Origin of the sequence: Leptospira dzoumogneensis, from assembly GCF_004770895.1 — a bacterium.
GTDB lineage: Bacteria > Spirochaetota > Leptospiria > Leptospirales > Leptospiraceae > Leptospira_B > Leptospira_B dzoumogneensis.
In genome coordinates this window covers 307,243-321,307 of the sequence record NZ_RQHS01000019.1, presented here as the reverse complement: position 1 = coordinate 321,307, position 14,065 = coordinate 307,243, and the positions used below count along the sequence as shown (strand labels likewise).

Annotated in this window: 13 protein-coding genes; 12 read left to right on the top strand and 1 reads right to left on the bottom strand. The window is 41.1% G+C overall.

Features of this window, described 5'->3' with window-relative positions; genetic code table 11:
• The first annotated feature begins 50 nt into the window (after positions 1-50).
• On the top strand, positions 51-995 hold the full coding sequence (locus EHR06_RS15085; protein WP_135757759.1) for a GDP-mannose 4,6-dehydratase: 945 nt from the start codon (positions 51-53) through the stop codon (positions 993-995).
• On the opposite strand, the gene EHR06_RS15080 is transcribed toward EHR06_RS15085, so the two are convergent.
• Positions 992-1,717, bottom strand: coding sequence for a SanA/YdcF family protein (locus EHR06_RS15080; RefSeq protein WP_135757758.1), 726 nt, complete (start codon positions 1,715-1,717; stop codon positions 992-994). The genes EHR06_RS15085 and EHR06_RS15080 overlap by 4 nt on opposite strands.
• Before the next feature lie 510 nt (positions 1,718-2,227).
• On the opposite strand from EHR06_RS15080, the gene EHR06_RS19440 reads away from it, so the two are divergent.
• The 11 genes from EHR06_RS19440 to EHR06_RS15025 all read left to right on the top strand — a co-directional run bounded on the left by EHR06_RS19440 (position 2,228) and on the right by EHR06_RS15025 (position 14,010).
• Positions 2,228-2,482: a hypothetical protein gene (locus EHR06_RS19440; RefSeq protein WP_244288619.1), complete on the top strand. Its 255-nt coding sequence runs from the start codon at positions 2,228-2,230 to the stop codon at positions 2,480-2,482.
• Positions 2,483-2,492: 10 nt separating this feature from the next.
• The gene (locus EHR06_RS15070; protein ID WP_086447433.1) at positions 2,493-3,005 is read left to right on the top strand and encodes an RNA polymerase sigma factor; all 513 of its coding nucleotides are present in this window, start codon (positions 2,493-2,495) and stop codon (positions 3,003-3,005) included.
• Positions 3,006-3,017: 12 nt separating this feature from the next.
• Positions 3,018-3,398: a hypothetical protein gene (locus tag EHR06_RS15065; protein WP_135757756.1), complete on the top strand. Its 381-nt coding sequence runs from the start codon at positions 3,018-3,020 to the stop codon at positions 3,396-3,398.
• 118 nt (positions 3,399-3,516) lie between these two features.
• Positions 3,517-4,887 (top strand): cytochrome P450, encoded by a 1,371-nt coding sequence (locus EHR06_RS15060; protein ID WP_135757755.1) that lies wholly within the window; start codon positions 3,517-3,519, stop codon positions 4,885-4,887.
• 47 nt (positions 4,888-4,934) lie between these two features.
• Positions 4,935-5,912: a M23 family metallopeptidase gene (locus EHR06_RS15055; RefSeq protein WP_135757754.1), complete on the top strand. Its 978-nt coding sequence runs from the start codon at positions 4,935-4,937 to the stop codon at positions 5,910-5,912.
• Between the two features lie 16 nt (positions 5,913-5,928).
• Positions 5,929-8,016: an NAD-dependent DNA ligase LigA gene (gene ligA / locus EHR06_RS15050; RefSeq protein ID WP_135757753.1), complete on the top strand. Its 2,088-nt coding sequence runs from the start codon at positions 5,929-5,931 to the stop codon at positions 8,014-8,016.
• Between the two features lie 108 nt (positions 8,017-8,124).
• Entirely contained in the window at positions 8,125-8,313 is a 189-nt protein-coding gene (locus EHR06_RS19435; protein WP_135757752.1) for a cysteine-rich CWC family protein, read from the top strand.
• A 147-nt stretch (positions 8,314-8,460) separates the two neighbouring features.
• Entirely contained in the window at positions 8,461-10,353 is a 1,893-nt protein-coding gene (locus EHR06_RS15040) for an AMP-dependent synthetase/ligase (protein ID WP_135757751.1), read from the top strand.
• 21 nt (positions 10,354-10,374) lie between these two features.
• Positions 10,375-11,991, top strand: coding sequence for an acyl-CoA dehydrogenase family protein (locus EHR06_RS15035; protein WP_135757750.1), 1,617 nt, complete (start codon positions 10,375-10,377; stop codon positions 11,989-11,991).
• Between the two features lie 27 nt (positions 11,992-12,018).
• Positions 12,019-12,450, top strand: a complete 432-nt coding sequence (locus EHR06_RS15030; RefSeq protein ID WP_135757749.1) for a MaoC family dehydratase — start codon at positions 12,019-12,021, stop codon at positions 12,448-12,450.
• 18 nt (positions 12,451-12,468) lie between these two features.
• Positions 12,469-14,010 carry a thiolase C-terminal domain-containing protein gene (locus tag EHR06_RS15025; protein WP_135757748.1) on the top strand — a complete coding sequence of 514 codons (1,542 nt, stop codon included), beginning with the start codon at positions 12,469-12,471 and terminating at the stop codon, positions 14,008-14,010.
• Positions 14,011-14,065: the final 55 nt, after the last annotated feature.

Genomic DNA, 14,065 nt, shown 5'->3' with positions numbered 1-14,065 from the left:
CAATCACTTAGTTTCGGGCTTCAAGAGCCTGAAAGGCTCTTATAACAAACATGAAATACTTGGTCACAGGAGCGGAAGGTTTTGTAGGATCTTATCTGGTCCGAGAACTTACACAAAAATCCGGGTCCGAACTTCTGGGCCTGGGAATGAATCCCAAAAACACAGAGTTTTCATTTCCTTATAAGGTTTGTGATATCCGAGATATCCAATCACTCCAACAAGTATTCGAGTCCTATTCACCGGATGTATTGTTCCATTTAGCAGGACAAACATTCGTTCCAAGATCCATTGAAAATCCGGAAGAAACATTACTCATCAATGTAGCCGGCACATTGAATATTTTAGAATGTTTTAAACGTTCCGGCAAAAAAGTGAAACTAGTATATGTATCTTCTTCCGAAGTATATGGAAATATAAAAGAAGAACAACTTCCGGTTTCAGAGAACCTTCTTCCAAGCCCTGTGAACCCGTATGCTTCTTCCAAACTTGCCGCAGAAACGTATTGTCTTCAATATTCTCGTTCTTATCAGAATATAGGAACCGTGATCGCAAGGCCTTTCAATCATATAGGCGTTGGGCAGAATCCGAACTTCGTAGTCCCAAACTTTTGCAAACAGGTATTGGAGAATATTTCTAAAAATGTTTCCTCCGAAATTTTAGTAGGGGATCTAACTCCCACTCGAGACTTCTTACATGTAACCGATGTAGTAAAAGCTTATATTCTTTTAGCAGACAAAGGAATAAGCGGAGAAGTTTATAATATATGTTCCGGAGCCGAAACTCCCATCTCCCAAGTTCTAGAATGGATCTTGGAATTTGCGGATTCTAAATTAGTTTCCAAACAAGATCCTGCAAGATTAAGACCTGCGGAAATGAAAAGATCTTTAGGAAATAATTCTAAACTTAAATCTTTAGGATGGGCTCCGGGAGTTTCGGTAAAAGAAGCAGTCCGAGAAATTTTCGAACATATTCGAAAAACAGAATATTCTTCTTAGATTACCGATCCCTTCCAGGTTTTGATCCCGCTTCCTTCTATCGGGAACGGTTTGCCTAAATATTTTGGTGCGGTGTTGGTCAGATTCATATCGATCCAAGCCAAGGTTCTTGCAAAAAATTCTCTGAATCTGCTTGTGGGTCCGCTGATATAGATCCTTCTATCCGATTCATAAGATTGAAGATCCAATCCTATCTTTTTAGAAATGAATGCCGCTCTAGGCTGATGAAATCTTTGGCTCACAAAAATCGCATCCTTGACTTGGAAAATTTCTTTTGCTCTCACCAATGTGTCCAAGGTCCTAAAGCCTGCGTGATCTACGAATACGTCTTTCTCATCCACTCCTCTTTCTAAAACATAAAGAAGCATCGGCTTCACTTCGTTGTAATAGCTGGTTCCGTTATCACCAGAGAGTAGAATTTTACGGACCTTCCCCTGTTTATAAAGTTCGATCGCACAATCCAGACGGTCCTGCAAAACAGGAGAAGGAATTCCTTTGTAAACGGATGCACCCGGAACGATTGCAACAGTTGCAGGTTTGAGAGAACGATAATTTCCCGCATGGGTGCTTCTATTTTCGTAATCCCATTCGATAGAAAGATCTATGGAAGCCGGGATCCCAATGCAGATTGCGGCGGCGAGCAAGAGTGCAAGTCTGATCCTTCCCCTGAAATAGACTCCGGGAGATTTTTGGATTTCCTGGTTTTTTAGTCCAAAGTCCATATTACTTTAAGGGGAGAATACGCCAAAGAACCGGTTCTGGAAAAGGAATTTTCCCTAAAATCCAGGTTTTGTACCAGATTATGTTCTCTTTAAGGAAGACCGGATTTCTTTTTTTCTCGGACCAAAAATTTCGATCGATATTTGGAAACGTGGCGGCTACCTTGGGGTCAAAGGATACACTAGGTTATGAACCGAGTAAGACTCATGAATCTCCTGAATTCATTCGTCAGAGTTGCTCTGGCCGGTGTGTTACTCACGCCGGCGTATCTTTTCTCGGAAGATACCAAAACTAGTTTTCATACTGCCCGACCTATTCGCACCATCTCCTTCTACCGTAATGAAAGAGCTGCCGGAGTAGTTTTCGGTGACCTAGATTCATTTAAAAATCGTTATATTCTTACAGACACACAACTCGAACGTATCGCTGAGCTGAACCGGAGATATAAAAACGAGCATGAAAGATGGCTTCGTAGACTTTCTCCGAAACAGGTCGAACTCGAATTGGTCCTCATGGATGAAAATCCGGACCTTGTCAAAGTTCGACTTCTTGTTAACGCGATTGCAAAGTATACATCCGAAATCCGGATGAATCAAATCGCGCATCGGCTCGCGATCGAAAGGGTTTTATCCTCAGAGCAAAAAAAGAGGGGAAAGGAAAAGGAAATCGTTACCCTACCCGAGGAGCATAGGGAAGCTCCAGGGTTCCCCTTGAATCTGTTTGTTCCCGAGAGAATAATTTTGCCTGTGCCGGGCATCCTGAGATAAGGAAACTAAAATGGACCAAAGAGAATTTGCCGGATTGATAGACAGTACGAAACATATCGTGCTCTCCGCGATTAAAAAGAATTTATACGAAGAGTTTTACGATACCATCGATGATGTTGTCCAAGAAACTTATATCCGTGCTTATAAAAGTTTAGCAGCCAATAAGTTTAGGGGAGATTCTTCCCATAGTACTTGGTTGTATACGATCGCAAGGAACGAGTCCTTGAGAATGAACCAGAAGCGTATGCGCCAGGCAAACCTTGCGATGAAGCTGAAGGAAAAAGCAACTCAAGATTCCATTTTAAACCCAAGAGAAGAATATAACGACTCTGGAATGGATATCGAGCTACAAGATTTGATTTCCAATCTTCCTTGGAAGTATAAGTCTGTGCTTGCATTAGTTTCCGAAGGATACAAAGAGCAACAGATTGCGGAGAAGTTGGGAATTCCAGAAGGAACTGTTAAATCCCGATCTTTCCGAGGCAAACAAATGCTTAAAAAACTTTTTTTTCAAGAGACCTAGAGATAATCCGAAATGGAAGATAAAAACAGAGAAAAGTTAGACCAAGAGATTTTCCGTCGTTTAGAAAGTTCCGAATGGAGTGATAATATCTCTGCAAAAATAATGAGAAGGCGCAAGGTCGCTAGCTTTAAGCGATTCTTTATCTTCTCCTTTAGCGGGCTTGTTATTGTGGGTCTTGGTTTATCTTCTTTTTATTTTCAGCCTGAGGGAGAATCCGAATCCGGAGACTGGCAGGTCTTGATAGAAGAGCAGATCGAAGGAACCTTCGAGGAAGCGGAGACTAGTATGCAGACTCCTGATTTGAATCAGGAGGATACTAGTTCTTCTACCGTACCCTCTTCTTCCTTAATGGACATGGATGCGTTGATCGAAACTTCTTTCGAACGCAGATAGGTTTTTAAAAATAAATACAAACTCAGCTTGCTAATATAGCGGTTGTTACATAGAATTGCGGCAAGGATTGGTTGGGTGAAACTAATCCAAATGTCCTTCTTGGACTAGGAGTACACTCTTGTTTTCCTTGCATGAACCGACTTCAGGTCGCACCAAAAAAAATAAACCGAATCTTCCTCCTGGAGTTTTCGGAATCCGGGCACTTCCTTACGTTTCTAAATTGGCAAAAGATCCTATCGGATTTTTCCAATTGATGCAGTCCAAATTCGGAAATTCAGCAAGATTCGGTTTGAGACAGGTTGTATTTCATTTAATTACTCAACCGGAAGATATTAAAAGAGTTCTTCAAGAGAATAACCAGAACTATCATAAGGGAGTTTTTTACAAAGAACTCGGAAGAATTTTAGGCAAAGGTTTATTGAATAGCGAAGGAGAATTTTGGAAGAAGCAGAGAAAGCTTATCCAACCTTCTTTCCATAAACAAAGGATCTCCGAGTTCGTAGAGATCATGGCCCAGGAAACTGAAAAAACTTCCGAGAGTTGGAAGAAGATTTCCAGTCTGGACATTTCCAAGGAAATGATGCGACTCACGTTTGCGATCGTTGGCAGGACTTTGTTCCGAACAGAAGTGGAAAGTTATGCTGCAAGGATAGAACATTCCTTAAAGATCGCGCTCGAACTGGTTACTAAAAGGATCACTCGTATTTTTCCATTCCCATTCAGTTGGCCTACTCCGGAAAATCTGAAACTCAAACGTGCATTGAAAGATATGCATTCCGTAGTGGATGAGTTGATTGCAGAACGCAAAAAAAATCCTTCTAACGATTTGATCTCTATGCTTCTGGAAGTCCGAGACGAAGAAACCGGGGAGACTATGAGTGAAAGCCAAGTTAGAGACGAGGCAATCACACTTCTTCTTGCAGGACATGAAACGACTGCAAACGCATTGTCTTGGGGATTTTATCTTTTATCTAAACATCCTGAGATCTGTGAAAAAGTAAGGGAAGAAGCAAATAGAGTTTTAGGAGATAAAACTCCCACTTTGGAAGATGTTCAAAAATTGACATACACTCGCAAAGTATTGGATGAGGTTTTGAGATTATATCCTCCTGCTTGGGTGATTGAAAGGACTGCAATGGGTCCTGACAATATTGGCGGTTATGATGTAGAGACAGGAACGAATATTTCCATCTGCATTTTTAATATTCATAGAAATCCGGATTTTTGGGAAAATCCTGACAAGTTTGATCCGGATCGTTTTGATGAAGAAAGATCTGCGGATAGACCTAAGTATGCATATCTTCCTTTTGGAGGAGGACCAAGGATCTGTATTGGCAATATTTTTGCATTAACGGAAGCTACGTTGATACTTGCAATGTTGGTCAAAGACTACAAATTCCAAACAGATCCAAGCCATCCTGTCGTGATGGAACCTTTAGTCACATTAAGACCGAAGTACGGAATTCTATTAAACATAGTTTCAACTTGACTTAGGTCTTTCCCGGCCGAAATCCTTCTATCAGAGGGATTTCGACCATGGAAAAGATGATAAAAAAACGCATCGACCAGGTAAAAGAAAAAGGTCACCAAAGGCTGACGGTTCTTTTGATCCCTCATGGATTCGATAAGTCATTCCACTTCCAAATTTCTATCTTCACAATCTTCTTCTTAGTAGGATTATTGTTTGCGATCGTTGGGATCGCAGTTTTAGGAATTGTTCGTTATAATAATACCAGGATACAGATCAACGCACTCGCTTCCGTTTACGGAAAATACTTCGATGAGTATATCGAATACAGCGAAAAGTTAGGAGATATCCGAGATGATTTCGCAAGTCTGAACGAAAATTTGCAGGAAGTTCATTCTTTGATCGATGGTGAGTCGGATGAATTGCTCAAACTTCCGGATGAGTCAGACTCAGAGGACTTGGCTGCTACCGAATTAAAGGTAGAAGAAGCAGTGGATAAGGATCTAATGCTCGGAAGATCTTATCTTTCCGAAATTTACGGATATCGCTCAGTGAGAGTGTCCATGGAGAAGAACAAGGCTCTTGTGGATTCAGTGTTCAACTTCTTGGATTCAAGATATGGGATCATGAATTCTCTCCCATTCGGTGAACCATTATTATCTTATAATTTAACTTCTTATTATGGAATGAGAAGGTCTCCTACTTTCGGATATATGGAATTCCATGACGGAGTGGATTTGGCAAATGTTCCTGGTACGGACATCACTGCGACCGGAGACGGAAGAGTTTATAGAGCCATTTATTCCAACAGAGGGTACGGAAATCATATAGTGATCGCTCATGCAAACGGATACTACAGTTTGTACGGTCACTGCACTTCTTTAAAAGTAAGAGAAGGTGAATACGTTCATAAAGGACAAAGGATCGCAACTGTGGGAGCCACAGGGAACGTAACAGGTCCTCACCTTCATTATGAAGTATGGATCGGAGAATCGAACCGCACCGATCCTATGGATTATATGAAAGTGGGTTTCGGCCAATATTAATTTTATATAATCTACTATGCCTAAAAAAGCCCCGGCTAAAAAGACCTCCTCTAAAAAAGAGGAGCCAACCGAAGTATCTAAAAAAGTTTTCCTAGATCTGCCAAAGGATCCCAAACAGGCCGCAAAAGAAATGCGTTCTTTGGAAGAACAGATCCGTCATCACCAATATTTATACTACGTTAAGAACACTCCTAAAATAACTGATTATGAGTTTGATCAATTATTTAAAAGGCTCCAAGCTTTTGAAGAAGCGTTTCCTAAATTAGCGGATCCTGCCAGCCCAACTTTGAGCGTTGGTTCGGATCTGGACAAAAACTTCGAAAAGTTTACCCATAAACTTCCGGTTCTTTCTTTAGAAAATACATATAACGAAGAAGAGCTTATGGAGTGGATCCAGAAAACGGGACCGGATGAACTGTATTCAGTCGAGTGGAAAATTGACGGCGCTTCTCTCATGCTATATTATGAAAATGGAATTCTTGCCAACGGTGTGACTCGAGGCACAGGAGGAATAGGAGACGATGTGACCGAGAATATCCGGACAATTCGTTCTATTCCACTCAGATTATCCGAGAAAGTTTCCATTTATTTAAGGGGAGAAGTTTATATGACTTTTCTCGAGTTCGATGAATTTAACGAGGCCTCGGAAGGAAGATATGCGAATCCTCGCAACCTATCCTCGGGCTCTTTGAAGCAGAAAAATTCTTCAGATGTCGCAAAACGACCGCTTAGGATCTTTACTTACGATGCTTTTTTTCCAGGCACGAAAACAAAATTCAAAACTCACCAAGAAGTAATGAAGAAGGCGGAAGATCTCAAGTTCCCTCTTCCGCCCGATACTAAATTACTGAAAGGTTCCGAGATTCCGGCTGCGATCAAAGACTTTAAGAAGAAAAAAGAAAAAGTTGGATTTCCTACAGATGGATTAGTGATCAAACTAAACGATCTTTCTAAAAGAGAATCCTTAGGCTATACGTCTCATTCTCCTCGTTGGGCCCGCGCTTATAAGTTCGATGCTTTGATGAAAGAAAGTAAGATCGTTGGAATCGATTATGCAGTGGGAAGAACAGGAAAGATCACTCCAAGAGCTCAAATCGAACCGATCAGCTTGGCGGGGACTACGGTAACATTCGCAACATTACATAACCAAGATTATATTGATGAGTTGGGAGTAGGGATCGGAGCAGTCGTAAGGATCTCCAAACGAGGAGAGATCATTCCTGCAGTAGAAGAAGTGGTCACTCCTGGAAAAGAAGTTTTTAAGATCCCTCTTCGTTGTCCTTGCTGCGGCACTAAGACTGAAAAGAAACAAGACTCGGTGGATTATTTCTGTCCGAACCCTGAATGTCCGGACAGAGTGAAGAATGGGATCATATTCTATTGTTCTCGCAAACAAATGGATATAGAAGGTTTAGGGGAGAAGCAGGTAGAATTTTTATACGACCAAAAGTATATTAAAGATATTGCAGATCTTTATTCCTTAAAAGGGCATAAAGAAAAGTTAATGGAGGAAGAAGGATACGGAGAAAAAAGCGTATCCATCATCTTAAATGGGATCGAAGAATCCAAGAAGAAGGATTTTAGATTTGTACTTTCTTCCTTAGGATTGAGAGAGATAGGCCCTAAGGTTGCGGAACTTCTGACGGAAAATGGATACGATACGATCGATTCGATCATCTCCGCTGCAAAAGATCCTAAGAAGTTGGAAAATGTATTAGAGATCCCCGGTATAGGCCCTTCTACGATTGAAGCCATCCAGGAGAATTTTACCGATAAAAGAATTCTTTCTCTTATTGATCGTTTGAAAAAAGCCGGACTTAAAATGAAGGCGGATCCGATCGAAAAATCGGACAAACAACCGTTTGCAGGACAAAGCTGGTGTGTATCCGGATCCTTTGAAAATTTCCAGCCTAGGGATAAGGCAATGGATCTGGTCGTTTACTATGGCGGCAAAAAAGTAGGATCTATCTCTTCTAAAACAACTCACCTTTTGGCAGGACCGGGTGCCGGTTCTAAACTGGACAAGGCACAAGAATTGGGAGTGCAAGTAGTCTCGGAAGATGAGTTTTTAAAAATTCTAAAACAAAACGGGATCAAGATCTAAAAGATCTCTTATAAAATTATACGTCGCGTATAGTTTTATCACCTTCTCTCTTTTTATATTCCTATCGCTAAAGGATTGAAAATTCTACACTTTCATTAGTATAGAACTATGACCCAAAAAAAATGCCCTCAATGTTCCGGCATTTTAGAATGCGGAGTGGACCAAGGAACTTGTTGGTGTTTCGATATTCGTTTAGATCAAGACGCCCTCAAGAATATAAGAGAAATGTATGAAGACTGTTTATGCAAAGATTGTTTAACTCGTTTTGAAACGAACGTAGTTAAGCAAAAAATTTGAATAACAGCCGTATAATATGTGAACAATCGTTCAACATATTTCAGTTTTTTTGATCTGAATAAAAATCGATTGAAGCATAGGTCCTTCAACGTAGAGTTTCCGCCGGAAGCAAAAAATCATAGTTTATAAGTGTTCTTAGGGGGAACTTTGGAAACGGATCAAAAATATTTTTATGACATGCTGGAAAGAACGGCATCTAAATTTCCGAATAAGGAAAGTTTTTCCCGCAGGACTAAAGATGGAATTAAAGGAAGAAAATATTCCGAGATCAAATCCTTAACTGATTCTTTAATTGCAGGTCTGATCGAAGAAGGGGTCAAAAAAGATGATAAGATCTTATACCTTTGTGATTCCAGCCAGAACTGGATCATAGGTGATATTGCGATCATCTCCGCCGGCGCAGTCTCCGTTCCGAGAGGAACGGATGTGGTAGACGAAGATATATTATATATTGTTAATCATTCCGAAAGTAAATACGCAATCGTCCAAAAAGAGAAAGATAAACAAAGATTAGTCAACTTAGGTCCTAAACTCCCGAGTTTGAAAAAAGTTTTCGTGATCGAAGACGATATAGGAGATCTAAAACCGGGAGCAGATACGATCCATGGTCTGATCGAAAAAGGAAAAGTTTATCTTTCCAAAGATCCAGGTATTGTTCGCAAAAGACTTCAGGAAAAATCTCCGAACGAACTTGCTACTTTGATCTATACATCCGGAACCACCGGCGCCCCTAAAGGAGTGATGCTCAACCAAACAGGCTGGATCTCTGCCGTGGAAAAAGTGATCGGATTTGTTCAGTTGACTTCCGAAGATTCGGGCGTTAGTCTTCTTCCTCCTTGGCATGCTTTTGAAAGAGCGATCGAATATTGTATTTTAGAGTTAGGTGCCGGGTTCTTGGTTTCCAATATCAGCAACTTGAAAGAGGATTTGAAGGAATTCCAACCTACATTATTCCCTTCCGTTCCAAGGATCTGGGAATCCTTATATAATGGAATTATAAATAAGGTCTCCAAGGAATCCGGTTTGAAGCGGGGAATATTCAATTTCTGTTTGAAGATAGGTAATCTTTGGGCGCTTCAAAAAGGAGTTTTGTTCGGTTACGATTTCAGGATCCAAAAGCCTAATTTTATCGTTGGGGCCTTCTCCAAATTATCCGCATTGGTCTTTCTAATTCTGTTATCACCTTTCAAGTTGCTTGCACTTTTGGTATTTAAACCTATTCATAATGCTTTAGGTGGAAAGTTGAGGGTTTCGGTTTCTGCGGGAAGTGCACTCCCTTCGGTAGTGGATAAATTTTTATCTTCTATAGGATTGATCGTGTTGGAAGGATATGGAATGACCGAAACTTCCGCTGTACTTTCCATTCGTAAGCCTAAGCAGCCTTCTCCTGGAACTGTAGGAACTCCGATCCAAGGATATGAATGTATTCTGAAAGATGAGCATGGCAATTTAGTTTCTCAAGGTGGAAAAGGAAGTCTTTGGGTAAAATCCAAACAGGTTCTTATGGGATATTATAAACGTCCTGAATTGAACGATGTGGTCTTTGATAAGAACGGTTTCTTTGATACCGGGGATATCATGCGTTTCAATTATAGAGGAGAATTGGTATTTGCAGGAAGAGCTAAAGATACTATAGTGCTTGCCGGAGGGGAGAATGTGGAGCCGGTCCCTATAGAGGACCAACTTTTAAATTCTCCTTATGTGAACCAAGTGATGGTAACGGGTCATGAGGCAAAACATTTGGTAGTTTTGATCGTTCCGGATTTCGAAAGATTGAAGGCTGAATTCCCGGATATACCTGAGGATTCAAATGTTTGGAATTCTCATCCTAAAATTAGAGAGATCTTTAAGAAGGAAGTTTCGGATCGAATATCCCGTAAGACGGGATTCAAAGCTTTCGAGCTAATTCCTCAAAATGCGTTCTATGTCATTCCAAGACCGTTTGATCCGGACAAGGAAATGACCAGGACCTTAAAGATAAAAAGAAACGAAATATTAGAAAGTTTTAAAAAAGAAGTTTCCGATCTAACTAAAAATTAGGATCGGATTGGGAGAAAGAACATGTTTTTAAATCCGTATTTAACATCCTCCGATCTGGAGTTTTACGAAACCGTAAAGGACTTTGCTAAAGAAAAAGTATTACCTTCCGTAGAAGATAGAGACGAACACGGTGAATGGGGAGACGGTATCTGGAAGGAAATGGGAAATATGGGCCTACTAGGCATTCCTGTTCCGGAAGAATTCGGAGGCCAAGGCGGGACTTGCCTTCAATGTTGTATTGCTCAAGAAGCGTTTAACGCAGGCTCCCTCGATGGAGGATTCGGACTTTCTTGGGGAGCTCATATGATCATCGGGACTCTTCCGATTCTTTTCCAAGGAACGGATGCCCAAAAGAAAAAATACCTTCCTAAACTTGCGTCAGGAGAATGGATCGCAGGTCTTGCATTGACCGAGCCTGATTCAGGTTCGGACGCTGCAGCGATGAACACATTCGCTACCAAAGTGGATGGAGGTTTCATTCTAAACGGAAGCAAATTATTCATCACCAACGGACCGAACGGACAAGTGTTCATCGTAATGGCAAGAACCACCAAGTCCAGAGGACCGATGGGAGTTTCCGCATTCATAGTTGAATCTCATATGAAAGGTTTTCATGTAAGTAAAGTTCTTAAGAAGTTAGGTCATAATACTTCCATGACTGCAGAACTTTCCTTCCAAGATATGTTCGTGCCTGACGAAAATCTTTTAGGACCTCTAAATTCCGGTTTTGTTCGTATCGGAAAAGGAACATTAGAATGGGAAAGAACGGTTCTAGTCGCTGCAGTTCCGGGCGGAATGGAATTCGGATTAGAGCTTTGTTTGGATTACGCTTGGAAGCGTCACCAATTCGGAAAACCGATCTTATCCTTCTTCGGAGTACAGGAGAAGATCGCACGTAACTGGGCATATCTTTGTGCTTCCAGAAGATTGATCTATTTCGTAGCGAATAAGAAGGATCAAGATCCGACTGCAAGCCTTCCATTCGAAAGTTCCGCATTAAAAGTTTTTGTTACCGAAACCGCAGAAGAGTTAGCAAGCGATGCAGTTCAGATCCATGGCGGAATGGGTTATATGAGAGAATGTCATGTAAGCCGCCAATACAGAGACGTAAGACTCGGTACAATCGGTGGAGGAACTACAGAAGTTCAAAAAAGTATCATATCTTCTACCTATAAAGGTTTTGAAAAGTTGATGGATGTATTACAACAATCCCAACCGGAAGAGATCAGAGCTAAGGCAGAAAAGATCCTAGCAGGTTCTCCGGAAGAAAAAGTATTAACTGCGGCAAAAGAATTACTCAAAGCGGCAGGAGAGCATTCTGATAGAAAGAAAAAACAAGCTTTAGAATTCGGATTTGCCGATCTTGCAGTATTCGTCACCACGGTTCAGTTGGGATTCTGGGACACTGCAAATTCTACTTCGGAATACAAATCGGAAGATAGACTAAGAGATCTAAAAATACTTACCTTCTACGCCGGTTGTAGATTTTTCAAAAGTGTACATTTCTTAAAAGAACTGGATGCGGAAAAAACTAAAAACCTGATGAGACTTTTTTCCGAACTTCCTTCTGTGGAAAAAGAAGTGGCTGATTGTGTAGAGTTCCTGAAAAACGGGGTCTTAGGCGCACAACTCGCTTAATCCACAAAAAAGAATAAGGAAATCGGAATGTACGAAAGAGGAAAAACTTACGACGAAATACAAATAGGGGATAAGGGCAGCTTCACAAAAACGATTACCGAAACGGATATCTATCTGTTCGCAGGGATCAGCGGAGATTTTAATCCTCTGCATGTGGACGAAGAATATGCAAAGACCACTGCGTTCGGAACAAGGATCGCTCACGGCGGGCTTGCTGCTTCTTTATTAGCTCCTGTACTCGGGATGAAACTTCCCGGGTTAGGAACAGTCGCTTTAGAAACATTAACAAAGTTCCGCAAACCTGTGTATCCTGGAGATACGATCACTTGCACAGTCACTGTGAAAGAGAAGATCCAAAGACTGAAAGCAGTCTCCATGAATATAGAGTGGACCAATCAAAAAAAAGAAATAATCGGCAAGGGAGAATGTAAAGTTCTACCTCCTTCTGCCCAAGCTTAGGATTTTCAGGAGTTATACATGAGTTTTCCCGTTCTATTAGGAGTCGCCGACAGTACTACCAAAGATTTTTCGGAAGAAGAATATAAATCGTGGAGCGGGTCTCAAAAAGTTTTTCAACACTATAAAAAATCCGTAAGTACTCTTTTGGATTTTCTTGGAATGAAGAATGAAACATTATCTTCCGAGATCACCGACTTTGTAAGTATAGAAGCAGCCTCTCTAGGAAAAGGAGGCTATGGTCATACGGTTCGTATCGCGAATGAACTCGGATACACCGGGATGAAAGCTCATGTGATAGACTTGGGAGGCGCGAGCGTTACCGGAGCAATCGGACAAGCAAGGACCATCTTAGTAGATAATCCGGATGCGGTAGTGTTAGTTGCAGCCGCAGATATTCCTAAATCGGCATTTCGTCAAATATCCGATCTAAAGATGGTAAACGAAACAGTATGTCATCCTGAATTCGAATTGGATAACGGTGCTACTCTAATCGCAATGTACGGACTCATGATGAAAAGGATGATGTTCGAAGATGGGATCAGCTTGGATGATCTGAAAGAGATCACTCAAAAATTCAGATCCAATGCGATCGGAAATCCAAGAGCATTCTATTATGGACAAGAGATCACGGAAAAACAAATGTCTCGTCCTATTTCCGATCCTTATCCGACTCCAATGATCGCAATTGTAACTGATCATGGATTCGCTACTATCTTAGTATCCGAAAAAAAAGCGGAAGAATGGAAATCAAAAGGCTGGATCAAAAAAGATCTTAAACCTTTACATTTAGTAGGAGCTTCTCACACGGCTCATAGTGAATATTTCATTTTGAAAGGTGGGTTCGATTCTCCTTCTAGGAATTCTGCAGAAAAACTTTTTGCTCAATCAGGTTACCAAAGAGAGGAAGTGGACTACGCTTGGATCTACGATTGTTTTCCCGGGCAGGTAATCCAACAATCCGCTCAATATTTTAAATTGAGCAAAAAAGACGTAGTTAGCGCTCTCAAAACTTCTTCATTAAAACTTTCTAATGGAAAACGGATACCTATCAATCAAATGGGCGGGATACTCAATTACCAAGCTGCAATGTCCATCTCTGCTGCTACAGGGCTCGTAGATATCGCTGTCCAATACGGGCTATATGCTCAGGCAGCAAATATAGGAAACGTTCCGGCACATTCTCCTAAGATATCACTCTTGGGAGGGAATGGTGGAATAGATAGTATCAATTCGATTGCGTTATTCTCATCGGAACGTCCTTCAAGCGATAGAAAATCCAGAACTCCGGAACTTTCTCCTCTCACTTTAAACAAACCGGGTGCGGATATTGGCGAAGAAGGTGTCGTCTGGTCTTCTACAACCGTTAACATGAATCCTGGATTCTCTTGGAAGCCTCCATATTCTTTGGCTCTGATCAAGTTGGCAGAAAATCGTTTCGTTCTTGCAAACATCCATGAGAAGGATGGGACGATCCGTAAGTCCGGGGATGAATTGCAATACGACAGAACTCGGGTAAAAATAGAAAAAGAAGGCCGAAGATGGAAGGCTGTACTTTTATAAACCGATCGTTCGTCTTGCAAAACTAAATAGATTTTTTCTAATATTCTTCGCAGAA